This is a genomic window from Desulfurellaceae bacterium, from assembly GCA_021296095.1.
Lineage (GTDB): Bacteria > Desulfobacterota > Binatia > Bin18 > Bin18 > JAAXHF01.
Map to the genome: position 1 here is coordinate 7,982 of JAGWBB010000033.1, position 25,289 is coordinate 33,270.

Annotated in this window: 25 protein-coding genes; 16 read left to right on the top strand and 9 right to left on the bottom strand. The window is 61.1% G+C overall.

Annotated elements, in window-relative coordinates; all coding sequences use genetic code 11:
* The first annotated feature begins 158 nt into the window (after positions 1-158).
* Positions 159-1,445, top strand: a complete 1,287-nt coding sequence (locus J4F42_09865; GenBank protein MCE2485805.1) for an LLM class flavin-dependent oxidoreductase — start codon at positions 159-161, stop codon at positions 1,443-1,445.
* A 139-nt stretch (positions 1,446-1,584) separates the two neighbouring features.
* A complete protein-coding gene (locus J4F42_09870) occupies positions 1,585-2,553 on the top strand; it encodes an alpha/beta hydrolase (protein ID MCE2485806.1) in 969 nt (322 codons plus the stop codon).
* Between the two features lie 78 nt (positions 2,554-2,631).
* Here J4F42_09870 and J4F42_09875 read toward each other — a convergent pair whose 3' ends face one another.
* From J4F42_09875 to J4F42_09885, 3 genes are all read right to left on the bottom strand, one after another.
* Positions 2,632-3,267: an RloB domain-containing protein gene (locus J4F42_09875; protein ID MCE2485807.1), complete on the bottom strand. Its 636-nt coding sequence runs from the start codon at positions 3,265-3,267 to the stop codon at positions 2,632-2,634.
* Between the two features lie 29 nt (positions 3,268-3,296).
* Positions 3,297-4,610 (bottom strand): ATP-binding protein, encoded by a 1,314-nt coding sequence (locus tag J4F42_09880; GenBank protein MCE2485808.1) that lies wholly within the window; start codon positions 4,608-4,610, stop codon positions 3,297-3,299.
* Positions 4,611-4,950: 340 nt separating this feature from the next.
* Complete coding sequence (locus J4F42_09885) at positions 4,951-6,063, bottom strand: amidohydrolase (GenBank protein MCE2485809.1); 1,113 nt, start codon at positions 6,061-6,063, stop codon at positions 4,951-4,953.
* Positions 6,064-6,208: 145 nt separating this feature from the next.
* On the opposite strand from J4F42_09885, the gene J4F42_09890 reads away from it, so the two are divergent.
* Together J4F42_09890 and J4F42_09895 are read left to right on the top strand one after the other, a co-directional pair.
* A complete protein-coding gene (locus tag J4F42_09890; GenBank protein ID MCE2485810.1) occupies positions 6,209-7,672 on the top strand; it encodes a M81 family metallopeptidase in 1,464 nt (487 codons plus the stop codon).
* Positions 7,673-7,991: 319 nt separating this feature from the next.
* Positions 7,992-8,276 (top strand): DUF2283 domain-containing protein, encoded by a 285-nt coding sequence (locus J4F42_09895; protein ID MCE2485811.1) that lies wholly within the window; start codon positions 7,992-7,994, stop codon positions 8,274-8,276.
* 92 nt (positions 8,277-8,368) lie between these two features.
* Here the strand turns inward: J4F42_09895 and J4F42_09900 are convergent, their stop codons facing one another.
* A complete protein-coding gene (locus J4F42_09900) occupies positions 8,369-8,920 on the bottom strand; it encodes a carboxymuconolactone decarboxylase family protein (protein MCE2485812.1) in 552 nt (183 codons plus the stop codon).
* Between the two features lie 106 nt (positions 8,921-9,026).
* On the opposite strand from J4F42_09900, the gene J4F42_09905 reads away from it, so the two are divergent.
* Both J4F42_09905 and J4F42_09910 read left to right on the top strand, forming a co-directional pair.
* On the top strand, positions 9,027-10,295 hold the full coding sequence (locus J4F42_09905) for a cytochrome P450 (protein ID MCE2485813.1): 1,269 nt from the start codon (positions 9,027-9,029) through the stop codon (positions 10,293-10,295).
* A gap of 29 nt (positions 10,296-10,324) precedes the next feature.
* Positions 10,325-11,209 carry an LLM class F420-dependent oxidoreductase gene (locus J4F42_09910; GenBank protein ID MCE2485814.1) on the top strand — a complete coding sequence of 295 codons (885 nt, stop codon included), beginning with the start codon at positions 10,325-10,327 and terminating at the stop codon, positions 11,207-11,209.
* An 8-nt stretch (positions 11,210-11,217) separates the two neighbouring features.
* Here J4F42_09910 and J4F42_09915 read toward each other — a convergent pair whose 3' ends face one another.
* Positions 11,218-11,934 carry a dienelactone hydrolase family protein gene (locus tag J4F42_09915; GenBank protein MCE2485815.1) on the bottom strand — a complete coding sequence of 239 codons (717 nt, stop codon included), beginning with the start codon at positions 11,932-11,934 and terminating at the stop codon, positions 11,218-11,220.
* Between the two features lie 79 nt (positions 11,935-12,013).
* Positions 12,014-12,847, bottom strand: coding sequence for an enoyl-CoA hydratase/isomerase family protein (locus J4F42_09920; protein MCE2485816.1), 834 nt, complete (start codon positions 12,845-12,847; stop codon positions 12,014-12,016).
* Between the two features lie 171 nt (positions 12,848-13,018).
* On the opposite strand from J4F42_09920, the gene J4F42_09925 reads away from it, so the two are divergent.
* Positions 13,019-14,062: a sulfotransferase domain-containing protein gene (locus J4F42_09925; GenBank protein ID MCE2485817.1), complete on the top strand. Its 1,044-nt coding sequence runs from the start codon at positions 13,019-13,021 to the stop codon at positions 14,060-14,062.
* A gap of 210 nt (positions 14,063-14,272) precedes the next feature.
* Here the strand turns inward: J4F42_09925 and J4F42_09930 are convergent, their stop codons facing one another.
* Entirely contained in the window at positions 14,273-15,121 is an 849-nt protein-coding gene (locus J4F42_09930; GenBank protein ID MCE2485818.1) for a sulfurtransferase, read from the bottom strand.
* A 177-nt stretch (positions 15,122-15,298) separates the two neighbouring features.
* On the opposite strand from J4F42_09930, the gene J4F42_09935 reads away from it, so the two are divergent.
* Positions 15,299-15,559, top strand: a complete 261-nt coding sequence (locus J4F42_09935) for a ribbon-helix-helix protein, CopG family (GenBank protein MCE2485819.1) — start codon at positions 15,299-15,301, stop codon at positions 15,557-15,559.
* Here the strand turns inward: J4F42_09935 and J4F42_09940 are convergent.
* A complete protein-coding gene (locus J4F42_09940) occupies positions 15,534-16,586 on the bottom strand; it encodes an LLM class flavin-dependent oxidoreductase (protein ID MCE2485820.1) in 1,053 nt (350 codons plus the stop codon). The two genes, J4F42_09935 and J4F42_09940, sit on opposite strands and share 26 nt — an antisense overlap.
* 400 nt (positions 16,587-16,986) lie before the next feature.
* Here J4F42_09940 and J4F42_09945 point away from each other — a divergent pair, with 400 nt between their 5' ends.
* The 8 genes from J4F42_09945 to J4F42_09980 all read left to right on the top strand — a co-directional run bounded on the left by J4F42_09945 (position 16,987) and on the right by J4F42_09980 (position 24,136).
* Complete coding sequence (locus tag J4F42_09945) at positions 16,987-17,457, top strand: hypothetical protein (GenBank protein MCE2485821.1); 471 nt, start codon at positions 16,987-16,989, stop codon at positions 17,455-17,457.
* Positions 17,458-17,473: 16 nt separating this feature from the next.
* Positions 17,474-18,322, top strand: coding sequence for a hypothetical protein (locus tag J4F42_09950; protein ID MCE2485822.1), 849 nt, complete (start codon positions 17,474-17,476; stop codon positions 18,320-18,322).
* Positions 18,323-18,411: 89 nt separating this feature from the next.
* Positions 18,412-18,828, top strand: a complete 417-nt coding sequence (locus tag J4F42_09955) for a hypothetical protein (protein MCE2485823.1) — start codon at positions 18,412-18,414, stop codon at positions 18,826-18,828.
* A gap of 557 nt (positions 18,829-19,385) precedes the next feature.
* Positions 19,386-19,868: a hypothetical protein gene (locus J4F42_09960; GenBank protein MCE2485824.1), complete on the top strand. Its 483-nt coding sequence runs from the start codon at positions 19,386-19,388 to the stop codon at positions 19,866-19,868.
* Positions 19,869-19,938: 70 nt separating this feature from the next.
* Entirely contained in the window at positions 19,939-20,631 is a 693-nt protein-coding gene (locus J4F42_09965) for a VOC family protein (GenBank protein MCE2485825.1), read from the top strand.
* A gap of 104 nt (positions 20,632-20,735) precedes the next feature.
* Positions 20,736-22,286 (top strand): hypothetical protein, encoded by a 1,551-nt coding sequence (locus J4F42_09970; GenBank protein MCE2485826.1) that lies wholly within the window; start codon positions 20,736-20,738, stop codon positions 22,284-22,286.
* 34 nt (positions 22,287-22,320) lie between these two features.
* A complete protein-coding gene (locus tag J4F42_09975; GenBank protein ID MCE2485827.1) occupies positions 22,321-23,196 on the top strand; it encodes a fumarylacetoacetate hydrolase family protein in 876 nt (291 codons plus the stop codon).
* Between the two features lie 46 nt (positions 23,197-23,242).
* Entirely contained in the window at positions 23,243-24,136 is an 894-nt protein-coding gene (locus tag J4F42_09980) for a VOC family protein (protein MCE2485828.1), read from the top strand.
* A gap of 17 nt (positions 24,137-24,153) precedes the next feature.
* On the opposite strand, the gene J4F42_09985 is transcribed toward J4F42_09980, so the two are convergent.
* Positions 24,154-25,134, bottom strand: a complete 981-nt coding sequence (locus J4F42_09985) for a TIGR03619 family F420-dependent LLM class oxidoreductase (GenBank protein ID MCE2485829.1) — start codon at positions 25,132-25,134, stop codon at positions 24,154-24,156.
* Positions 25,135-25,289: the final 155 nt, after the last annotated feature.

Here is a 25,289-nt window from a genome sequence, read left to right on the forward strand (position 1 = left end):
TAGCGGTTCCGTAGTCCAGCATGAGCTCTATACGGAACCGAAAGGCCTGCGCACAGGGGTAGAGGCAGTGCGTGTATCTTTGTTACTCTGGCTTTGAATAGACAAAAGGGAGGCAGCTTGGTGTGACTCACTCACGAGCCTTGCGACTGGGCGCGTTCATGCGACCGGTCAGTATCCATACCGCAGCCTGGCGCTATCCTGGCGCGTGGCCGGATGCGAATTTCAACTTCCAACACCTCAAACGCTTCGCCCAGACGCTCGAACGCGGACGGTTCGACGCGTTCTTCATGGCGGATCATCTGGCCGTGCTCAACATGCCAATGGAGGGCCTCAAGCGGAGCGCGACGGTCACCTCCTTCGATCCCTTAACGCTGCTGCCTGCCCTCGCCGTCGTGACTGAACATCTGGGGCTCATTGCCACCGCCTCCACGACCTACAACGAGCCGTACCATATTGCGCGGAAGTTTGCCTCGCTCGATCACATCAGTGGCGGGCGGGCGGGCTGGAACGTGGTCACCTCGGGCAACCCGCATGAGGCCATGAATTTCGGCCTTGAAGAACATGTCGCGCATGCCGCCCGGTATCGCCGGGCGCGGGAAGTCTTTGACGTCGTGACGGGCCTGTGGGACAGCTGGGCAGACGATGCGTTCATTCGAGATGTGGAGACGGGGGTGTATTTTGACCCGGACAAGCTCCACGTTTTAGACCACCGGGGAGAGTTCCTCAACGTGCGCGGCCCCCTGAACATCGGGCGCCCTGTTCAGGGCTGGCCGGTCATTGTCCAGGCTGGCGCCTCGGAGGCCGGTCGCCAGCTCGCGGCGGAGACGGCCGAGGTCATCTTTGCGGCCGGCGGCCACATCGCCACCGCCCGTGCCTTCTATGCCGATGTCAAAGGTCGCATGGAGCGACTCGGGCGCTCACCCGATCATCTGAAGGTGTTGCCAGGTGCCTTTGTTGTCGTGGGCGAGACCGCGTCCGAAGCCCTGGAGAAACGCGCGCGGCTCGACAGTCTCGTGCACTACGATAGCGCGATCGCCTCCCTTTCGATCGCCCTCGGCCATGACGCGTCCGGCTTCGACCCGGATGGGCCCCTGCCAGAGATTCCAGAGAGCAATGCCAGCAAGAGCAGCCGCGAGCGGGTCGTAGAACTCGCCCAGCGGGAGCATCTGACCGTCCGGCAATTGGCGCAGCGCGTCGGCGGCTATAGCGGTTTGGCGTTTGTCGGCACCCCGCTCATGATCGCCGATCAAATGGAGGAGTGGCTTCTGACCGATGCCTGTGATGGCTTCAATGTCATGTTCCCCTATCTGCCGGGCGGGCTCGACGACTTTGTCGATCTCGTCGTGCCGGAACTGCAACGGCGCGAAATCTTTCGGCGGGAATACGAAGGGACGACATTGCGCGAGAATCTCGGATTGCCACGCCCACGGAATCGTTTCTTCTGAGTTGGCCACACAGACACCGCACCAGAATATTGTAAGGGAAGGACGCGGCCACACCGTATTACTTCCGCTGACCTTGCACGTATCCTCGGACGAATGCTTCAGAAGGTTCAGGATCGGATCTTTTCAAAGGAGAAACAGCATGGACATGACTGATCGGCTTGACCCAGAACTGGCAGGGCCGCTGAAGACCTTTCTCAGCCTGACGGGCGGCGGGTTCAGCCTGCGCGATATTCCAGCCGCCCGGCAGAGGAGGAATGAACTGGCCGCGGCTCAGATGGCCAAGGCTCCTATCGTCGAGGGGATCACCTCTGAGGATAGGCACGCGCCAGGTCCCCAGGGTGACCCTGATATCCTTGTTCGTATTTATCAGCCAACGGAGCGACCGGCCACGCTACCGGCCCTGGTGTGGATTCATGGTGGGGGATATGTCCTGGGCACGGTCGAGCAGGATGATCCATTGGCCAGGCATTTGTCCAGAGTCGCTGGCTGTGTGGTCGCGTCGGTTGAATACCGGCTTGCTCCGGAGCATCCGCATCCTGCGCCGGTCGAGGATTGTTACGCCGCGCTCAAGTGGTTAGCGGCTCATAGCGACGAATTGGGTATTGATACATCACGCATTGCGATCGGCGGAGCAAGCGCAGGCGGTGGCTTAGCGGCCGGACTTGCACTGCTGGCCCGCGACCGGGCTGAGGTTGAACTGGCGTATCAACTCTTGATCTACCCGATGATCGATGACCGGAATATCGCCCCGGCCAGCGAGACGGCTCCTGATACATTTGTGTGGAGCCGGGAAAACAACCTGATGGGTTGGCGTGCGTATCTCGGACATGAGCCGGGTGGAGCAGACGTGTCTCCGTATGCTGCGGCTGCTCGGGCGACAGACTTGTCAGGCTTGCCGCCAGCGTATATTCCGGTCGGCGATCTGGACTTGTTCCTGGATGAGAATATCAACTACGCGCAACGTCTTCTGGCGGCTGGAGTGCCGACCGAACTGCACGTCTACCCGGGCGGATACCATGGTTTTAATGGCTTCGCTCCTGGGGCAGACATTGTCCAGCGTTTCAATACTGAGCGCGATCAGGCGCTCAAGCGAGCGCTGCATCGCTAGATTGAGGAAGCTCCCCAGCCTGGGAAGTCTTGGGGAGATTTTTAACCGAATTTCATCTGGTTGCTTCGGTTCTTCATGTTACCACGTGCCAGAAAGGAGTCTTTCCACCAACTGGTAGAAATCTGTACTCGAATTTCGATCGGCAATATCGGGCTTTTCTTTGTGATCGGTTTCAACAACAATTTTCGCGTTATTTACCGCTGTTTGAGTGCGTCTCGCTAGCTTCTTATACATCCTTTCGTCACTCTTATCATAAGGCTGTCTGAAAGCTGGGCCCCACTCCTTATCCAACTCTACAATTACCGCTTTAGAATCTTTGAACGACTGTGACGTTCTTTTGAAGTGGGCCAAGAACCAAACTTCGAAAGACGGATTAGACAGATAGAGAGTAATGCCATTACGACCCGCTTCTTGGCGAGCCGCCACAAGATCCCCTTTTACCTGAGTATTCTCTAACGATTCGGTATCGAGAACGCAAAGGACGGCATCCATTTCTTTACGTTGCGCATTCTTCTTATTGATTGCCCGTTTGACAATCTGGCTTCGCGATCCACCCCTCCCACGGAATATGGTAATTGCGAATGTTTTACTGATAGTTTCTTCACGTTTAAGACCATCAAGATAGTTTCTTTCGGTTTCTCGGCCCTCGCAGACGATTAAGATGGTCTTCTTGAGTTTTCTCCTTTGGGACGGACGTCTTGTCCTGTTTCGCATCATTCTGCATTGAGCGGCATTGATTCTATTTAGAGGTCTTCAAAGAAAGGGCCAAAGCTCGGAACAGCCCCGTATCTCCCTGCTAAATAATTCTTTTCAAAAGCGGTGCTTTTTCGTGGTCGAGAGTCTGTACCAAAATCGTATAAGGAAAATAACTCAGTAGCTCCATTTGCTCGTTTTTCTGTCAGCCAAATCTGATCCCGCCGCAATAGTGTCCGATCCATGACAGAACTATCATGAGTGGTAAAAACCAGTTGTGCACCCTTTGTATTTCTTTCTGGACTTTGGAACAACTCGATAACTTTACGTGTTAGTAGCGGGTGCATGCTACAGTCGAGTTCATCAATCACGAGGAGGTCCCCATCTGACAAAGACGACAAAATAGACCCTGCTAGGGCAAAGAAACGTTGGGTGCCATTCGACTCATCTTCCTCTAGGCTGAAAGATATTAGGGTCTCTCCATCATTGAGCAAGTGTTCCGTAGCAACTGAGAAATGTGTCACCTTTTCGTCACCTGCTAATTTCTGCAAAGTGACAAATACCTCACGCAATTCTTTAGGGGCATCGTCGGGAATTCTTGTCATCGCTTCTTCTTCCCTTACCGTTAGACTATTTATTCCGAGGTCGGCCTCTCTTACGAATCGGACGGCGTGACTTCGAAGCTCTTTATCTTCACTTATCCTCTTCGCGGTGGACTGTCCAAGGTGCATCGGTGGGTATGAGAGGTCAAGAATCCAGAATGCTTCACGAAACCAGAGATATAGAGGTTTTACCGCCTCAATGTTCAACTCTGCTGCCCGCGACAGTACAAGACCGTTGTCACGCGTTTTTTCTTTAAGCAGGCTTTCGTTCCTCTTAAGTGGCCCTCGAAAAGCCCATGATGTGTCTCCACTAACCTTATCACGCGACCTTTGTAGCCATTTCGATTCTCGTTTTTTCCCTTGCGGCTGAACGAAGAGCCATTCATCATGCACTTGCTCTCTTGTCGCGGAAAATCCATAGACAAAAATATCGCCTTTTATGAGTAGGGTGATCTCGAATCGGGAGGGCTCTTGTACGGCTGAGGTGTCTAGCCGGAACGGAGAAACGAATTCGATGCTATCACCTAGGTTCATCCGAGTGGCTGAAAATAGGACAAAACGTTCCATCGCACGCATTGCCTTCACAAGGTTGCTTTTTCCGGAAGCATTTGCCCCGTAGATCGATGCTACTTTGGACAATCGAAATTTTTCCCCGCAGTTAATGAGCGAACCGGGGTGAGCAACGTCCTTGCCTGCTACGAGTGAAAGCGTTTGTTCCTCGAGGAATGATCGATAATTCTCAACACTGAATTGAATTAGCATTTTGGATCACTCCTTGCCCCTGTAGGACCATTGAACTGCATGGTTTGGTAGAGATGACGATTGTGCATTTTTTCTGCACTGAAAGCTATATTATCGGATTTTAGCGTCTGCGAAAAGGCATTTTGTGCAACATTAGGGATAAAAAGTTTTCTTTATTGACGCACTCCCTCACGAGAACGGACCAGTGTCTCCCATTGTTCGTCCATCTATTCGTCTGCTGTGGGCAGAGCGGTGCGAGCTGATGCGGGTTTCGGACTGTCGTGGATGACGGCCGGGGATGTCCCCCGGCCGTGTCTTGTGTGCGGGGCGTAGGCCCTAGCCACCCCTCTCGGGCTGGCCCTTAGGCCAAGCCGTAGACGCGGGCGGCCGTGTCGCGCACGATCTTGCGCAGATCGTCTTCCGGCAGCTTGCCCAGCCGCTTGGTCACGATCTCGTGGGAACGGGGGAAGGTGGCTGCGGTATGGGGGTAGTCGGACGACCACATGGTGTTGTCCGGTCCGTAGCGGTGCAGCGAATCGACGAACACCGGGTCGGCGATAAAGGTGGCGTAGACCTGGCGCTTGATGTAATCGCTGGCCCGCATGGGCAGCTTCATATCGCCCAGCGAACCCAGGCGATGCTGGACCGTATCGAGCCGATACATGAAGTACGGCATCCAGCCGACATCGTTCTCGGCCGAGACGATCTTCAGCCTGGGGAATTTCTCCAGCACCCCGCCGTACACCAGGACCGAAATCGAACGCTCAATCTGGTGGTGCAGATTGGCCAGCGACAGCAAAAAGGCGTTGCCGCTCGTCGGGTTTGCTCCGGTGCCGCTGCGGGCCGTCAGAATATGCAGCGACAGCGGCATGTTGAGGTCCTGGGCGGCAGCCCAGAACGGCTCGTAGTCGGGATGGCTGTAGGGACGGTCATCGGGCGGCTCGGCCCAGATCATCGCCCCCCGCATACCCAGCGCGGCAATCCGTTCCAGCTCGGCCACGGCCGAGGGGATATTCTCGAGGGTGATCAGCCCCAGCGGAATCAGCCGCTTCAGATCATGGCTGCAATACTCGGTCGCCCAGTCGTTAAACGCCCTGAAGCACGAAAAACGCAGCTCGGCGTCGTCCAGCCCGAACAGCGGCATGCCCATCGAGGTATAGATCACCTCGGCGTCCACCCCGTCGCGGTCCTGGTCGGCGAGCCGATAGGCTGGGTCCCAGACGCTCTTGGGGGCTTGATCGAAACCCTTCTTGTTGTGCTCCTTGAGTTCACCCGAGGGCACGCCGGCGCCAAAGAATCCGGCCACCGCCATGGGGGTGATGTTCTCACACACAAACCACTCGCCCTGACGACCGTCCAGCCCGACTACCGTTTTGGGCGCGCGGTCACGAAACTTGCGGTCGATCCGCTCGGCCCACATCGTGGGCGGCTCAACAAAATGCGAATCTGCCGAGATCAGATTATAGTCTGCCATGCTGCATTCCTCCTCGCTGTCCTTGGCTTGGGTTCCCCGCTGTTGTACGCGATATCGCCGCACTTTTCCAGGTCTGTCGCTTCCCCGTCGGGTCTGGCCTGTGGTATAGCACGCCCAAGGAACACGACACAGGGAGGATACGGTCATGCGTGTTGCAGTCGGCGGTTACCTGGTTGCGGTCAATACCTTTGTCGAGCAGCGGATGGGACTGGAGTTGTTTCAAAAGTCGGTCGTTGCCGGCGATGCCCTGCTCAATGCCGGCAGCGGGGACAGCGCCATCTACGGCTTTCTGGAGGGCGCCCGGCAGCGGCAGTGGGACGCCGTGCCGCTCCAGTTCATGTTTCCGGGGGTTGGCGGCAAAGCCACACGCGACGCCCACGAGTGGGCCAAAGACAGTTTTCTCAAACAGCTGCGCCAGGCCGGTCCGGTTGACGGTATCTTCATCCAACTCCACGGCACGGGCGCAGCCGAGCACCTTGACGACTGTGAGGGCGATCTGCTGGCCGCCATCAGAGAGGCGGTGGGCGACAAGGTCGTGCTCATGGCCTCCTTGGACGGCCACGCCAACGTCACCCCGCTGATGGTCGAGCAGACCGACCTGTTGATTGGCGTCAAGACCAACCCGCACTACGACTTCGTGCCGGTCGGCCGCAAGGCCGCCCAGGTCATGGCCGGCATGTTCGACGCCAGCCTGTCTCCGACTGCGGTTCGCGCCCAACCGGCCATGTCGCCGGCCCTGCAGAAACTGTATATTGCGCCCGGCTGGCCGATGGAACACCTGATGCGCCAGGCCCAGAATCTGGCCGCCAGCGATACGCGCATTCTCGACGTGTCGCTGCTGGAAGGGTTTTTCTGCTCAGAGATTCCTGAGACGGGCATGAGTGTCGTGGTCACTACCGACGGCGAGCCCAACCTGGCCCAGGATGTCGCCGAGCAGATCAAACAGGCGTGCTGGGCCAAGCGGCAGTCCTTCCATACCGACATGGTGTCGGTCGAAGAGGCCGTCCGCGAGGCAATGGCGACCGAGGCCGGTCCGGTCATCCTGGGCGACCTGGCCGACAGCGGCGGGGCCGGCACGCCGGGCGACGGCACGGCGATTCTGTCCGAGTTTCTCAAGCAGGGCGCCAGCGGTGCGGTCATCGGCAATATCGCCGATCCCGAGGCTGTCCAGGCCGCCATACAGGCCGGGATCGGCAAGAACGTCAGCCTCAGCGTTGGCGGCAAGGCCGACCGGTTTCACGGCGACCCGGTCGAGATCAGCGGCCGGGTGCGTTCCATCCACCAGGGCGTCTTCACCACCGGCACGGCGTTCATCTCCATGACCTTTGACCGCGGCCCCACCGTGGTCGTCGACTGCGGCGGGATCGAGGTGATTCTGACCTCACGGCCAGTGCTGGTGTTTGAACCCAACCACTTCCGCAGCCTGGGCATTGAGCCGACCGAGCGCAAGATATTGGCCTGCAAGGCCGAGATGCAGCACCGGGCCGGCTTTGCCGAGGTCGCGGCCAAGATCATCGACGTGGATACGCCCGGGCTGGCCACCCAGATCCTGTCGCGCCTGCCGTACGCAAAGATCCGGCGCCCGGTGTTTCCCCTGGACGATATCTAAAAAAGGACGGAGCGGTGGCGAAGTTCATCGTCACGGATGTGTTTGGAGAGGCGGTGATCGCCACTTTTGCCTCCTGGGATCATGTCACCACCCGACATACCGAAATGATCGGGAAGGAAGATCAGGTGAGAGCTGCCATAGAACATCCTGATAGCGTATATGAAGGGAGGACACCGGAACACAAGCTTTTTACCGCGCGGAACATCACGACAGGGTTCTGGGCAGGGAGTATCACGACCGCTGTCGTACGATACAGAAAAGGGGTAGGTTATTTGAACACTGCTTACCTCACGACTTTGGAACCCAGAGGGAGGGTCTTATGGCCGCATCCATAACGTGTGTCGGGCGGCTTGAGCTTTCGTATGATCGTGACGCCGATGTCCTCTACATCTCCATTGGGACTCCTCGACCGGCCTATTCTTATGCAGAGGACCATGGCCTCCTCCTCCGCAAAGACCCGGAAAATGGAGACCTCGTGGGCGCCACTATTCTCGATTACGAGGAGCATTTTCGCCGGCTTCCAGACCTCTCTTGGTTGACGGCGACCCCCTTACCCGAGGAGATTATCGCCTATCTCCGAGAGCGTCCCTCTCTCCCCTCCTGACCGAGATGGAAAACGCAGTGGTCGGCTGGCCTGCCGAGGGAGAGCCAGCCGAACCACATGCTTGCCCTAGGCACGCATTTCGTGACGAGTGCTCAAAAGCCCTTGACGCCTTTATCGAGCTGGACGCCAAAGGTGTTCAGGGCCATTGACACCAGATTGTACTGCCCGACGGTGAACACCACATCCATCAGCTGCTGGGTGTTGTAGCGCTCGCCCAGGGCCGCCCAGGTCGCGTCGCTGATCAGCGCCTCGGCGTGCAGCTCGTCCGCAGCCCGCAACAGGCTGGCGTCAAACGGGTCCCAGGCCGGGTCGTCGGGGCCTTTTTTGATCCGGGCAATCTCCTCATCGCTCAGGCCGGCCTGGCGGCCGAACAGCACGTGCTGGCCCCACTCATACTCGGCCTGACACAGCCAGCCGATGCGCAAGATCAACAGTTCCCGTTCACGGGGCGCCAGGGTCTGGCTGTCGCCCATGACGTGAAAGGCCCACACGTTAAACTTCTTGGCCGCCTCCCAGTGCCGGGCCAGGGTGCCCATGACGTTGTAGACCACGCCTTCTTTGTAGCGGGACTCCAAGACCTCGCGCTGTTCGTCGGTCCATTCCGATTCGGTCAAGGGTTCGATCCGGGCTAGTGACAGTTTCATACGCCGTCCTCCTCTTCTTCATATGGGTCAGCAGTTTTATAGAAGAGATAGTGTGCTAGGATCAAGCCGTTCCAAGTCCAAAACGTCCGGGCCGAGGAGGAACATCATGCCGCACAGCAGCTATACATTGGACGACATCAAGCTGTCGGACTGGGACTTTTGGCTCAAGCCGCACGAAGAGCGGGCTGCGGCCTTTGCCTTCCTGCGGCAACATCATCCCATCGCCTTCTTTGAAGAGGGCGAGACCAGCATGGCCATGCCGGGCCCCGGCTATTGGGCGGTCACCCGCCACGCCGATGTCTTGCATGCCAGCCTGAATCCGCAGATTTTTTCCTCGGCCCAGGGTATTACCGTCACCGACGCCCCGCCGGAGGCTCGGGACGTGTTCGGTTCCATGCTGGTCATGGACGACCCGCGTCACAAACGGCTGCGCGGCCTCGTCTCTCAGGCTTTTACGCCGCGCCATCTCCGCAAGGTGAACGCAGAGGTGCAACTGACCGCCCGACAGGTGGTCAATGAGGTGATTGAACGGGGGAGCTGTGATTTTGTGAGCGACATCGCCGCACCCTTCCCGATTCAGATCATCTGCGACATGCTGGGCATCCCGGCCAGCCAGCACGGCTTTGTGTTCGAGCGCACGAACATCCTGCTCGGTGGGGCAGACCCCGAGTACGGCCCGGCCGATCTGTTCGAGCGCTATATGGCCGCGATTCAGGCTGCCCGCGACCTGTCTCAACTCATGGATGACATGCGCCAAGAACGCCTGCGACAGCCCACCGACGACCTGACCTCGGCCCTGGTCCACGCCGAGCTGGACGGTGACCGGCTGACGGTTGAGGAACTCGGCTCGTTCTTCGTGCTGCTGACCGCTGCGGGTAATGAAACCACCCGCAATGCAATCGCCCACGGAGTTCGGCTACTGGACGAACACCCCGAGCAACGCCGGCTGTGGCAGTCGGATTTTGACGCCTATTCCAAAACCGCCATCGAAGAAATCGTGCGCTACGCCAGCCCGGTCATCTATATGCGTCGGACTGCCCTGTGTGACACCGAGCTGGGCGGCCAACAGTTGCGCGAGGGCGAGAAGGTGCTCCTGTTCTACACCTCGGCCAACCGGGACGAGGCGGTCTTCGGCGATCCCGATACCTTCGACATCAGTCGCACAAAGAACGACCACGTCGGCTTTGGCGCGGGTCCCCACTTCTGCCTGGGCGCCAATCTGGCCCGCCGAGAGATGGAGGTCATGTTCCGCGAGCTGTTCCAGCGCCTACCGGACCTCCACGTGACCGGCGAGCCGAAACGCCTCAAGCACAGTTTCATCAACGGGATCAAACACATGCCGTGCGCATTTACACCCGGACCGGTGATCGCCTAGCCGCCCGGCACGACACAGGAGGCAGACCCATGCAAACCGGATTTATCGCCGTGGGTATCGGCCTGATGGCCGACCCGGAAGTCATGAGCCTGGCGGCCGAGACCGCCGAACAGACGGGTTTTCATTCCATCTGGGCGCCCGAGCATATTGTGTTGCTCGATCAGTACGCGTCCAGGTATCCGTATTCGCCGGACGGCAAGTTTCCGTCGCCAACCATGCAGGTCGAAATCCTCGACCCCTTTGCCGCCTTGACCTTTATTGCCGCCCAGACGAAAACGATCCGGGTCGGCACCGGCATCTGCCTGGTACCCGAGCGCAACCCGCTGACCACGGCCAAAGAGGTCGCCACCCTCGACAAGCTGTCGGGCGGACGCTTCGACTTCGGGGTCGGGGTCGGCTGGTTGGAGGAAGAGTTCACCGCCCTGGGCGTTCCCTGGGCCCGGCGGGCGGCCCGCACCCGGGAATACCTCCAGGTCATGAAAAAGCTGTGGACCGAGGAAGAAACGAGCTTCGAGGGCGAGTTTTGCAGCTTTCCGAGCGTGCGCTCCTACCCCAAGCCGGTCCAGAAACCCCACCCGCCGATTATCTTCGGCGGCGAGAGCGAGCCCGCCCTCAAACGCGTCGGGGAAGTCGGCGACGGCTGGTTCGGGATGAATGTCAGCGTTGACGAGGCGCCGGCCAAGATTGGCAGGATCAAGGACTACGCCCGCGCCGCCGGCCGTGATCCGGACGCCTTGCAGTTCGCCATCTCGCCCGGCCTGGGCGCGCCGCTGACGCGCGACGACATCAAGCGCGCCCAGGACGCCGGGGTCGGACAGCTGATCGTGGGACTGTTTCCGGCCGACCGCCAGGCGGTCAAGGACGACATCGCCCGGCTGGCCGAACAGGTCGTCGAACCGGCGGCCAGCCTGTAGCCGGTTGGCTAGGCGAAGATCTCGTCAAAGAAATCCCGCATGGCCTTCCACGAGCGCCGGTCCGTCTGCGCGTGGTAGGCAATGCCGTCCATGCCGGCAGCTGCGGCATCCGGGTTCGTGAAGCTGTGGACGGTCCCGCCGTAGCTGATCACTTGCCAGTTCGCGCCAGCCTTGGTCATTTCTTCCTGAAAGGCGTTGACGTGTTCGGGCGGCACGAAGGGATCGTCGGCGCCGTGACAGACCAGAATCTTGGCCTTGACCTGTCCGGCCTGGGCCGGTTTGTCTGTTTCGAGCGCACCGTGAAACGACACGATGCCGCACAGCGGCGCGCCGTCGCGGGCCAACTCCAGCGAGAAGGAGCCGCCCATGCAAAAGCCGATCATGGCCAGGCGGTCGGCATCGACCTGGGGCAGCCCGGCCAGCGTGTCGAGGGCTGCCCGGCCCCGCTGGCGGAACTTTTCGGCCGTCTCGCGGATGGCGCCGGCGTACTTGACGGCCTCTTGCAGGTCGGTGACCTCGAGGCCGTCGCCATACGGATCAGCGGCCAGGGCGACATAGCCCAGGGCTGCCAGCCGCTGGGCACGTTCCTTGGCGTGCTTACCCAAGCCAAAGGCTTCCGGCATGACCAGGATGCCGGGGCGCTTGTGATCGCTCTGATCGTCCAGGGCCAGATAGCCCTTCAGGGTCACGTCACCGTCCTTATATTCGAGCGTTTCGGTCCTCATGCTGTTCCTCCTTTTTGCTCCAGTGACCTCGGTCCTCAAGAAAAATAGTGGGATCGCCCGCCCCGATTCAAGACCTGGCTCACGAATTTTCGCGCTCCCGATAATCGCCAAAGCCCTTGTCTCGCAAAGACAGGGCTTGGCGCACCCCCTTGCCCAACTCCTTCAGATAGTCACGGGTCGATTTGGTCGTAAAGGCCAGGGCTTGCAGCTCGGTGCCAGCCCGGATGGCCGCCCGCACGCCCTTGATCTCCATCGCCCGGTGCACCGAGCGTTTGTTGATCTGCTGCAACTCGGTGGGAATCTTGGCCGCCCGCTCGGCAATCTCCAGCACCCGCTGTTCCAGCTCCGCAGTGGGAAAAGCTCGGTTGGCAAAGCCTTTTTCGGCCGCCTCAACCCCGCTCAGCGCGTCCCCGGTCAGCATCATCTCCATCGCGTCCCGCATGCCCATCAGCCAGGGGTGAAACTGCATATCGGGCGGGCTCATGAGGCGGACCGGCGGATAGCCGATTTGCGCGTCTTCGGCCACATACACCAGATCGCAGGCCGTGGCCAACTCGCTGCCTCCGGCCAGGCAATAGCCGTGGACCTGGGCAATAACGGGCTTGGCCAGGTCCCAAATGCGAAACGAGCCCTCAATCACATGCCGCGCCCACTGCCCGGCCCCGTCGGCAGAGTAGTAGGGCTGGTCTTTGGTATTGTCGCTGCCCAGATCATAGCCGGCCGAGAAACACGTACCTGCTCCGCGCAGGATGCTGACCCGAACGTCCGGGTCGCGGTCGGCGTCTTCCAGAGCCTGCAAAATTTCGGTCCGCAGCCGGTTGTTCAGCGCGTTACGCTTTTGCGGCCGATTGAGGGTAACCCGCCGGACCGCCGGCAGCGGGCTATCAACCAGAATACACTCATAGCTTGCCATGGAGGACCTCCTTTGTGTCAGCGCAGCCATCAGCGTCCAAGTATAGCCACAGCCGGACGGGACTGCCAATTGTCCCGAGCGGGCCGGCTTGGGCCGCTTCGACAGCAGGCCGGCGTGTTGACGCCCGAGACGGTTTGTCTGCATATGGGCGAAGATAGGGAGGAGAGTTCTATGACACCCACACCCGCCTCAGACTCTCATGGCCGCGCCTTTCCGGCCGCTGGCCGCTATCCGGTCCTGGCCCTGACCTATGTCGTCCTCAAACCGCTGTTGTGGCTGGTCGACAAAGCCGGCTACTCGGAGCGGCTGTGGGCGGTTCTCGTGCGCCAGATGCGCCAGCGCCTGCTGGCCGGTCATGATTTTGGCGACTATCTACCGACCGAGCACGATGTCGTGGTGTGTACCTATCCCAAATGCGGGACAAACTGGGCGATGCAGATCGCCTATCAAATCGCTATGCGGGGGCACGGAGAGTTCGCCCATATTCACGATGTCGTGCCCTGGCCGGACTTTGCCAGACAAGACCTCGTCATCCCCCTGTCGGACGACACGGCCCGTAACGCCGCGCCGACCGGACTGCGGGTGATCAAGACCCACCTGGCGTGGGACCGCATCCCGTATACTCCCCAGGCGCGCTACATCTGCGTGATTCGCGATCCCAAAGACACGTTTGTGTCCTTCTATCACTTCGTCCGCGAGGTGATGTTCGGGCCGCTGATGCCCTCCGTCCCGGTCTGGTTGCGGCTCTGTTTTTCGGACGCGGCGCTGTTTGTCTGGGAGGAACATTTCCAGAGCTACTGGAAAGAGCGCCAGCTGCCGAATCTGTTGATGTTGACCTTCGAGGACATGCAGGCCGACCTGCCCCAGACCGTGCGGACGATTGCGGCTTTTCTGACCGTCGAGCTGACTGCGGACGAGTTCGAGCTGGTGTGTGAGAAGAGTGCGTTTGCCTATATGAAACGGCTGGGTGACAAATTCGCCCCGCCGGCGCTCACCCCGTGGTCGTCGCCCAATCGCCAGACGATCCGCCGAGGCGCCAGTGGCGGCTCGGCCGAACTCCTGAGCCCCGAGCAGCAGCGCTTTATCGACGCCCAGTGCAAGGCTGGGCTGGCCCGTCTGGGCAGCGATTTTCCGTTTGACACGGTCTGGGGAGAGGCGTCCAGCGACGCCGCACACCCGCACCGCCAAGATGAGCAGATGAACAGGTCGGATTAACGGAGCGTAATCCGACACGCCACCCCGCCCTACTCCGTCGGCTGACGCCTACGGCTACACCGACCTACAAGACTGGGCCGGAGATAACCCACCCCGCCGCTAGCGCGGCACCCCTCCTTGGGAGGGGATGGGGACGGTTCCCCTCCTGGGAGGGGTGGCCGGAGGCCGGGGTGGGTTTCTTTTTGCATCACACGTTTCCGGGGGGAGAGGCTAGCCCCGCCCTTGTCCTTCTTCAATAGGCGTGTCGGGCAGGCGGCCCCACACATTCCACGAGGCGTCAAAGCTGCGCACCTGGGGATAACCGAGCAGCTGGGTCAGCACAAACCAGGTATGAGCCGAGCGGATGCCCACCGCACAGTAGGTAATCGTTTCCTTATCGGCCGTGACGCCCTGGCCCGCGTACAGGGCGGCCAGGGAATCCGCCGACTTGAACGTGGCGTCCTCGTTGAGGGCGTCTTCATAGTAGAGGTACGTGGCCCCGGGAATATGTCCGCCCCGCTCCGTCCCCTGCGGGGGCTCCTGCATGAATAATTCACCCCGGTATTCCTCGGGCGTGCGGACATCGAGCAGGACGGCGTTGTCTTTACCCACCGCAGCCCGGACTCTGTCCTGGAGGGCGCGCAGGTCTGGATTCGGGTCGTGGGCGACATACGTGGCGGCTGAGACGGCCGGCGGCTCGGTCGTCAGCGCGTGACCCTCGGCGACCCATTTCTGACGGCCACCGTTCAGGACACGCACATCGGCATGACCGACGGATCTGAGAAACCAGAACACCCACGGGGCCAGCGCGCTATGCTCGCTGTAGGCAACCACGGTGGTGTCGTTGGCAATGCCCGAACGTGTGCACAAGTCTTCGACCGACTTCTTGTCAAAATTGATTTGCCAGTCCGGTCCAAGCAGGGTCCCGATTCCGTTCCAGAAAACGGCGCCGGGGATATGGCCCGATTCGTACGGCGTCGGGTCAATGTGGATGTCAACGATACGGACCTTGGGGTCATCGAGATGTTCGGCGAGCCATTGGGTATCAACCAGGACCTCGGGGTGGGCATAGTCTTTCATTCTGTCTCTCCTGTTCAAGGTCTGCGACAAGTAGGGGCGCGTTTCTAACCCCCCCCTACCCTCTCTATGTGCCAGACTTCACGTAGCCAGAAAAGCCCGTTTCTGCTCACAGCGCCATATAGGTCTCGCCGCTTCCCTTGCTGCTTGTATTATTTTGCATTACTTTGCAATGCATCTATGGCTTCTCAACTCTCCCTTCGCCTACCAACCGCCCTGGCCGAAAAACTCGCTCAGGCTGCGGCCAGGATGCAACGCAAACAGTCCGAGGTCGTCCGCCTCGCCCTGGAACAATTCCTGGAGACCGAGCTGGAGGCTCGCCCAATCACACGGGTTCGTGACCTCCTGGGGAGTGTCGAAAGCGGACTGCCCGACCTTGGCAGCCAACATCGTACCTACCTCAAGAGCAGACCCATCAGCCCGTCTGAAAGTGGGGCATGACCTTGGTCGCAAAGCGCTCCATCGAGCCCCGGAGTTCCTTCTGATCCAGGCCGCCCAGGTCCATGTACAGCATGAGGTTGCTCAGCCCCAGCTCCTCCTGTAGCAACCCGATCCGATCCACACACTGGGACGGATCGCCACACAGCACCAGGTCGGGATACATCTGGTCAAAGGTGACGTGACGCATATTTTCGCCCAGCTTCTTCCAGGCGTCATACTGTTTGCCCGGGATTTTTTCCGGCGGCCCGATCAGCGGCCCGACAAAATGCAGGTAGCGCATATAGTGCCGCTCCCAGGTCTGGCGGGCCTGCTCGGGCGTGTCGGCGACAAAGCAGTGGTAGGCGCCGGCAATCTCAATATCCTGGGCATCATGGCCGGCCTGGCTCAGCGTCTCGCGGTACAGCTGGACGTTTTCCTTGAACGCGCTGAGCGGCATGGTGAACAGGGCCAGCAGCAGCGAGTGGCCCTTGTGGCCGGCCGCCACAAAAGACTCCGGGCTCGCCGCCGCAGCCATATAGATGGGCGGCATGGGTTTTTGCAGGGGGCGCGGCAGCAGCCTGACCTCGTTGGCGGTGTAGAACTCTCCCCGGTAGGAAAACGTCTCCTCGGTCCAGGCCCGCTCAATCACCTCCAGGGCCTCCTGAAAGCGCCCCCGGCTCTCGTCCATCGACTGATTGAAGCCATCATAAATCAGCTTGATAAAGCCCCGTCCAACGCCAAAGTCGAGCCGTCCGCCGCTCAGCAGATCGAGCATGGCGTAGTCTTCGGCCAGACGGATCGGATCGTGGTGGGGCAGCAGGGCGACTGCGGTGCCGATCCGCATTTTGGTGGTCCGCTGGGCGATGGCCATGGCTACAATCTGGGGCGAGGGGCACACATAGTTACAGAAGTGGTGCTCGCCGACCCACACCGCGTCAAAGCCCAGCTCTTCGGCCAGATCGACCTCGGCGAAAAAGTCCTTGTAGTACTGCTCCTCGGATTTGTCCTCGGGGTAGTGGTCCAGCAGACTCAGCATGCCAAACTTCATGGCTTCCTCCCTTTTGCGCAGGCAGCAGGCCGTCAGGCTTCCGCAGCCAGCCTGTGTTGTACGCCGCATCATTTTTTTATGCAAATACTCGTACTCCGAAGCTGCCCGCCTTGGCGGATCGAGCTGAATTTTCTACTTGACAAAGAAGGAAAAATAGAGGGATAACCGCCCTGCATTGCACGGGGGGGCAGCCGCACGGCGCATGATTGCTTCCTCAGCAACATGCATCCGTTTGTGCGAAGCAGCCGTGGAGAATCGAGAAAGGAGGGAGATGACCTAGAGGTACACACATCTGAAGCCCGGTTGGACAAGAAGAATTGGGATAGGAAGACTCATTCAGAGAAGGAGAAAACATGAGAAAGATGCTCATGCCGAAAGATGCTCATGCCGAAAGATGCTCATGCCATTGATGCTCATCGTAGCGCTGGTCGCGATTCCAGACAGAGCGGAATCACTCAGCATTCTGTTGACCAACGATGATGGGATAACCACGCCTGGTCTCCAAACCGTGAAAAACGCACTCCGGGCTGCTGGTCACGACGTGCTCGTGGTTGCCCCGGACGGAGCGCAGAGCGGCAGTAGTGCCGCCGTAACCCTCGCTTCAATCGTCCTCACCGAAGTCGGCCCGGACGAATACTCCGCCGCCGATACCGAGCCGGCCAGCTGTATCGGCGTGGGCTTGGGGCTTCTGGCTGAGAAAGAAATGGTACCCGACTTGGTCATATCGGGGACTAATGATGGAGCCAATATCGGGGCAGCAACGCCGGTGTCAGGAACCGTGGGGGGGGGCCATTGCTGCTATCAGCTTGATCGTGGCAGGCAGCTCGATTCCAGCCATTGCCATCAGTACAGATCCACCGGATGGTGTTGATGAGGACGAGAACCCCATGGAATTTGAGGCGCACTTTGCGAATGTTGCCGACTTTCTTGTGGAGCTGGTGACGTTCATCGAGGGAGCACCGCTTGGAGAGGACGGCGCACTCTTGCCGCTCGGTACAGCGCTCACTGTCAATTATCCGCCATTGGCTCCTGAAGAGATTAAAGGCATCTCGTCGAACGTCCAGGGGCGAACGTATCCCGGCCTGACGCTGGCCTATGTGAGAAATGCCGAGGATCCGAATACCTTCGATGTCAGCTTCCCTGACCCCGGCCCGCAAGAAGAAGTTCCTGGCGCAGACGCGACGGCTTTCGGTGATGGGTACATTACCATTGTTCCGATCGAGGCGAACTACACCGTTGACCGAAAAACCAGACTCAGTATCGAAGCCGGACTGAGCGGTTTTACCGGAAGAGACGACAGCGGTCCGATGGGAGTGTTCGAGAGTCCGATGCCGAACTCGTTCCAGAGCGGTCTCGGAGTAATCTCGGGCTGGGTGTGTGCGGCCGACACGGTGGAGATCGAGATCAACGGCACCACCCACGTTGCCGCGTATGGCACCGACCGAGCTGACACCGAGCATACAGAGGCGGGTGAGGAGCTGTGTGGCGACCGGGACAATGGCTTCGGGCTGTTGTTCAACTGGAATCTGTTGGGGAACGGAGAGCATACCGTCGTAGCCCTGGCGGATGGCGTGGAACTGGGCCGGGCGACGGTCCAGGTCACCACCCTGGGCCAGGAGTTTGTGGAGAACGCCGCAGGGATGTGCACGGTAGAGGACTTTCCGACAATGGGCGAGAACGTGACACTGACCTGGCAGGAGCCGAGCCAGAGCTTTGTCATTACGGGCCGCGAGTAAGGGCCGCGCCGAGGAGGGGCTGCCCCCGCCCCTGGGGGCCGCCCCTCTCACTCGAGGACGGGCCAAGACAAGGGCCACAGGAGTATTGTATGCCAAGCCCGACCCGATCAGCCGCCATCCGGGCCAAGCTGGACCACCCGATTATCGACTCGGACGGTCATACGGCCGAGTTTGAGCCGGCGGTCTTTGACTATATGCGTGACATTGGCGGCAGCCAGGCGGTCGAGCGCTTTCAGAAGGCGCCGGATGTCCCGTTTCGGTTTGGCTGGTATGAGCTGTCCGGCCAGGAGCGCCGCACGCTGCGCGCCCCGCGACCGCACTGGTGGGTCCACCCGACCAAGAACAGCCTGGACCGGGCGACCAGCTCGCTACCCAGGCTGCTCCACCGTCGCCTGGACGAAACCGGCCTGGACTTCAGCGTGATCTATCCCAGCATCGGCATGGCCGCCCTGCACACCGGCGATGACGAACTGCGCCAAGTCGCCTGCCGGGCGTTCAACACCTAACCACGCCGACATCTTCCGCGAATACGCCGACCGGCTCACACCCGCAGCCATGATCCCCATGCACACCCCCGAGGAGGCCAGCGCCGAACTCGACTATGCGGTCACGACCCTCGGCCTGAAAGTCCCGCTCCTGGCCGCCCATGTCCGGCGTCCGATTCCGGCCGCCCGGCACGTCCCGGAGCTGGGCCGCTACGCGTTTTGGCTCGACACCTTCGGCATTGACAGCGCGTATGACTACGACCCGGTGTGGGCCACGTGTCTTGAACTCAAGGTCGCGCCGACGTTTCACTCCATCGGGGCGGGCTGGGGCAGCCGGACCTCGATCTCAAACTTCATGTACAACCATCTGGGGCACTTTGCCGCCTCGGCCGACGCGGTGTGCAAGTCGCTGTCTTTTGGCGGCGTGACCCGGCGCTTCCCCCAACATCCGCTGGGCCTTTCTCGAAGGCGGGGCGGGCTGGGCGTGCAGCCTGTACGCGGATCTGATCGGCCACTGGCAAAAACACAACGTCAATTTCATCCACAACTTCGACCCGGCCAATCTGGACAAAGCCCTGATGCGCGAGCTGTTCGCCGAGTACGGCGGCTCGGCGCTGGCCGACAAGCTCCAACATACCGAGCAGCGCTCGCACCTGCTGTGGGGCAGGCCCGAAGACCCGGCCGACCGGGACGAGTGGGCGGCCTGCGGCATTGAGCGGGCCGAAGATATCATCGACCTGTTTGCGACGCCCTTTTATTTCGGCTGTGAGGGCGACGACCGCATCACCGCCTGGGCTTTTGATACCCGGCGCAACCCCTTTGGCGTCAAGCTGCACACGGTCTACGGGTCCGACCTCGGACACTGGGATCTGCCGGACATGCGCAACGCGGCCGCCGAAGCCTGGGAGCTGGTCGAGGACGGCATCATCAGCGAGGCGGATTTCCGGGACTTCGTGTTCGTGAATCCGGTCAGGCTCAAGACCGACCTGAACCCCGACTTTTTTCGTGGCACGGTGGTCGAGTCCCAGGTCGAACGGCTGTTGGCCGAGTCGCGGGCGTGAATCAGCTTGACAAGACGGAAAGGCATAGCCTAGAACGGGCCAGGCAAGCGTAAACACAGGAGGGACAACTATGGGCTTACCGAACGGCGTACACCATCTGGCCATCTGTACCAAAGACATGAAGGCCCAGATCGAGTTTTTCACCCAGGTGCTGGGCATGGAGCTGGTCGCCCTGTACTGGATGCACGGCGTGAAAAATACCTACCACGGCTTTGTCAGAATGAACGACAGCTCGTCCATCGCCTTTGTCCAGGGGCCGGAGAGCGGCGAGATTCAGCCCCAGGAGGGCGTGTCGCACGCCAGCTGGACGGCGGGTCTGGTTGCCCCGGGCGCCATGCAGCACCTGGCTCTCAACGTGGACACCGAGGAAGAGCTGCTGAGCATGCGCGACCGGCTGCGCAGCCACGGTCACTGGGTGATGGGACCGCTTGACCACGGCTTTTGCAAGTCGATCTATTTTGCCGGCCCCGAGGGCTTGATGCTGGAGTTCTCGACCTCGGAGGGCGGGGCGATTGACCAGGAAGCCTGGATCGATCCCGAGGTCGTCGGGCTGAACGGCATCGACCAGGAAGAGCTTGAGCGCTACAAACACCCCCAGCCCTTTGCCTCGCGCGGCGGTACGATCCAGAATCCGGCGGTCGATCCCGACAACCCGCCCATGCGCTTTCCACCCGGCCAGGATGCGGTCTACCGCATGTCTGACGAAGACGTGACGGCTAAGCTCAGCGAGACGACCCCGCCGGTTCAGCCAAAGACGGACTAGCCCGTGTCCGGCGCAGCGCCCGTTCGCTGCGCCTCCTCCCTCGCCTCCCAGGGTCTGCTGCCGTTCCGGCGGAACGTGCGGCAGGCCGTGAAGGAGAGACAGCCGTGACCCACACCGTGCGCCCCTTTAGCGGCCAGGAGTTCCTCGACAGCCTGCGCGACGGCCGCGAAGTCTGGATCTATGGCGAGCGGGTCAAAGACGTCACCCAGCATCCGGCCTTTCGGAACTCGGCCCGGATGCTGGCCCGCCTGTATGACGCGCTGTACGATCCCCACAAGAGCGCCGCGCTGACCACCGAGACCGATACCGGTAGCGGCGGCTTCACCCACAAGTTCTACAAAGTCCCCCGTAATGTGGCCGACCTGGTCGGCAGCCGCGACGCCATTGCCGAGTGGGCGCGCATCTCCTACGGCTGGATGGGACGCTCGCCCGACTACAAGGCCAGCCTGACAGCCACGCTGGGAGCGAATGCCGAGTTTTACGCGCCCTATCAGGACAACGCCCGGCGCTGGTATCGTCAGACCCAGGAACGCTGCCTGTTCCTGAACCACGCCCTAGTCAACCCGCCGACCGACAAGGGCCGCCCGCCCGACGAGGTCAGCGATGTCTACGTCCATGTCGAGAAGGAAACCGACGCCGGCGTCATTGTCAGCGGGGCCAAGGTCGTGGCCACGGGTTCGGCCCTGACCCACTACAATTTCATCGGCTTCTACGGCCCGACGCCGTTGAGCCGACCCGAGATGGCGCTGTTCGCCATGATTCCCATGGACCAGCCCGGGGTGAAGCTCATCTGCCGGCCGTCCTACGAACTGGCCGCAGCCACCATGGGCAGCCCGTTTGACTACCCCCTGTCCTCGCGGCTGGACGAAAACGACGCCATCCTGATTCTGGACCACGTGCTCATCCCGTGGGAAGACCTGTTTGTCTACCGCGATGTGGACAAGGCCAACGCCTTCTTCCCCGGCTCGGGTTTTATTCCGCGCTTCACCCTGCACGGCTGCACCCGCTTTGCGGTCAAGCTCGATTTCTTCAGCGGCCTGCTGCTCAAGGCGGTTGAGGCCGTGGGCGGGCAGGAACTGCGCAGCGCCCAGGTCCACCTCGGCGAGGTCCTGGCCTGGCGGCATACCTTCTGGGGCCTGACCGAGGCCATGATCAAAACCCCCGAGCCGTGGGTGTCTGGTGCCGTCCAGCCCAACACCGAGTACGGTCTGGCCTACCGCACTCTGGCCGCCAGCGCCTACCCGCGCATCAAGGAGATTGTCGAGCAGACGATTTCGAGCGGGCTGATCTACCTCAACTCCCACGCGGTGGATTTCAAAACCCCGGAGCTGCGGCCCTACCTCGACAAGTATCTGCGCGGCTCCAACAACTACGACGCGCTGGAGCGGGTCAAGCTGCTCAAACTCCTGTGGGACGCGGTTGGCTCGGAGTTCGGCGGACGCCACGAGCTGTACGAGCGCAATTACGCCGGCAACTATGAAAACATCCGGCTTGAGAACCTGCCTGCGGCCATGGCCAGCGGGCGGGTCGAAGAACTCAAGGCGTTTGTTGACGACTGCATGGCCGACTACGACCTGGACGGCTGGACCGCGCCAGACCTGGTGAACGCGACGGATGTCGGTCGCCGGGGGAAAAGCGCCAAGGAAAAAAACTAAGCCAGGAACAGGCACACGCGAAGGAGGGAACCCCATGAAACTCGTCACCTTTAGCCACGCCGACTCGACCCGCATCGGTGTCCTGGACGGGGACGGCGTGCTGGACCTGTCCCGGGCCGCGCCGGACCTGCCGATTGAAATGCGCGCCTTTCTGGAGGCCGGCGATGCGGCTCTGGAGACGGCCCGGCGGGCGGTCGCGGGCACGACGGCCAGACTGGCGCTCGACGAGGTCATCCTTGCCGCGCCGATTCTGCGACCGCCGAAGATTCTGGCCGTCGGCCTCAACTACAAGGATCACATCGCCGAGACCGGCCGGGACACGCCCCAGTTTCCGCTGATCTTCAACAAACAATCGACTGCGGTGACCGGCCCGACCGACGTGATCCACCTGCCGCGCGTGTCGGATAAATTGGACTACGAGGGCGAACTGGCCGTGGTCATTGGTCGGCGTTGCCGTCACGTGCCGAAGAGCCGCGCGGCCGAAGTGATCGCCGGCTACACCATCGCCAACGACGTGAGCGTCCGGGACTGGCAGCGGCGCGTGCCGACCTTCACCATGGGCAAGTCGTTTGATACCCACTGTCCGCTCGGCCCGTGTCTTGTCACTGCGGATGAGATCGGCGACCCCCACGGCCTGGAACTCCAGACCTGGGTCAACGGCGAGTCGCGCCAACACTCAAACACCCGCGAGCTGCTGTTCGACTGCTTCGAGCTGGTCGCGCACCTGTCCACCGCGTTCACGCTGGAGCCGGGCGATATCATTTCGACCGGCACGCCGGGCGGTGTGGGCGCGGCCATGAAGCCGCCCCAATTTTTGAAAGCCGGCGATGTGGTGCGGATCTCGATCGCCAAGATCGGCCAGCTCGAGAATCGGGTCATTGCCGAGCCGGAGGGCACGCCCAGAATATAGTGCCAAGATAGTAGATAGTGCCAAGATAGCGTCACAGGAGGACGACATGGTTCAGGTTACAGAACTCGGGTATATGGGAGTCGGGGTCAAGGACAGCGCGGCCTGGAAGGACTTTGCGGCCACGGTGGTCGGCTTTGAGGTGAGCGACGACGGCGAGTCCGACCGCTGCTATCTGCGCATGGACTACTGGCACCACCGTCTGGTGCTGCACGACGACGGCAGCGACGATCTCGGCTATCTGGGCTTCCGGGTCGCCGGGGCTGAAGAATTCGACCAGATGCAGCACCAGCTGACCACCGCCGAGATCCCCTACCGGCTCGGCTCAGACGACGAGGCTGCCGAGCGGCGCGTGCTGGCCGTGCTCAAGCTGACCGATCCGGGCGGCAATCCGATTGAAATCTTTCACGGCCCAGAGGTCCACTTTCGCCGGCCCTTCCACCCCGGCCGGGGCATGCACGGCCGGTTCAAGACCGGCAGCGGCGGGCTCGGCCACTGCATTATTCACCAGCCGGACAGCGTAGCCGCCTATCATTTTTTCAAGGCGCTCGGCATGCGGGGCGGCGTCGAGTACAAGATTCGGATGGGCGACCGGGTCGTGGCGCCGACCTTCATGCACTGTAACGAGCGCGACCACAGCGTGGCTTTTGGCGTCGGCGACGGCAAGCGCCGCCTCAACCACATCATGATCGAGGTCGATAACGCCGACGACGTGGGGCTGACCTACGACCTGGTCCGCAAGCACAAGATTCCGGTCCATATTCTGCCCGGCAAGCACTCCAACGACCACATGTACTCCTTCTACTTCGGGAGTCCGTCGGGCTGGATGTTCGAGTACGGCTATGGCGGCCGGCCGGCGACCCATCAGTCGGAGTACTACGTCGAAGACATGTATGGCCACCAGCCCGAATCGGGCGGCTTCGACGCCAGCCCGCAGGACTAATACTTCGGCCGCCGCGCTCAGGCGTGGGCCGCGTCGAGCAGCGGCTTGAAAAAGTCGGGCTGGGCAACCCAGTCGTCCGGGCCGTCCATCTCGCCGAAAAAGCTGGTGTCGATGACGACCTCGTCGATGCCGGCCTCTTTGCACTCTGTGAGATGCGGCAGCATGTCGTCCGGTGTGCCGACCCAGTTGGGCTGCATCAGCTGCTCACCGATCTTTTCGATGCCCGGCAGGGCCGGAGCGGCAAACACCCGCTGGACGAGCCTCAGGGGGCCGCGCTGGAAGCGCTCTTTGGCCATCCGGTTGAGCTGTTGCAGGCGGCTCACCGCCATCTCGACGGTGTGGCCGGCGGGGTGCCAGGCGTCACACAGCTCGGCGGTCCGCCTCAGCCCCGGCTCGCTGAGGAAGCCACCCAGAATGGGAACCGCGGGGTTGCCGTGCTCGTCCCGCTGAACAGGCTTGGGCGAGTATGAGCCGTGAGGAATAGAGTAGAATTCGCCGTCATAGCCGGTCGGGTTTGCCTTCCAGGCGGCGCGCAGGGCACGGATGAAATCGTCGCAGCGCGCGCCAAGCCGCTCAAACGGGGTGTCCTGGTGGGCGTACTCTTCGCGCGACCAGCCGATACCCAGGCCGAGATCGAAACGGCCCTCGGACAGCAGGTCAATCGTCGCCACCTGTTTGGCCAGCGTCGCCGGTCGGTGGTAGCCAAAGACCAGGACCGAGGTCCCGAGCCGGATGCGGCGGGTGATGCCGGCCACATAGGCAAGCGACTCCAGCGGGGCCAGGAGGTTTTCATAGGCTTGGGGCCACTGTCGGATAGGCTGAGGACCGTGAATGAACTGGTCAATCGGATGGCTCTGAACGGGCTGCTCGGGATACAGGAAGTGATCCTGGACCCACAGCGAGTCATAGCCCAACTCGTCGGCTCGGACCGCGAACTCATGGACCGCCCGCCGGTCGGCGAAGTCGGTCAGCTGGGGCATATTAAAGCCGATTTTCATGCCTGCCTCCCTTACGGCTGAGTCGTTTCGACCAGTTCCAGTATGGTCCCGTCCGGGTCTTTGAAGCACACAAAACGGGCCGGTGGGGCGTCGAGTGGGCTGAGCAGAACCGGCTCGGACACAAACTCTACCCCGCGCGCTTTCAGCGCCTCGAC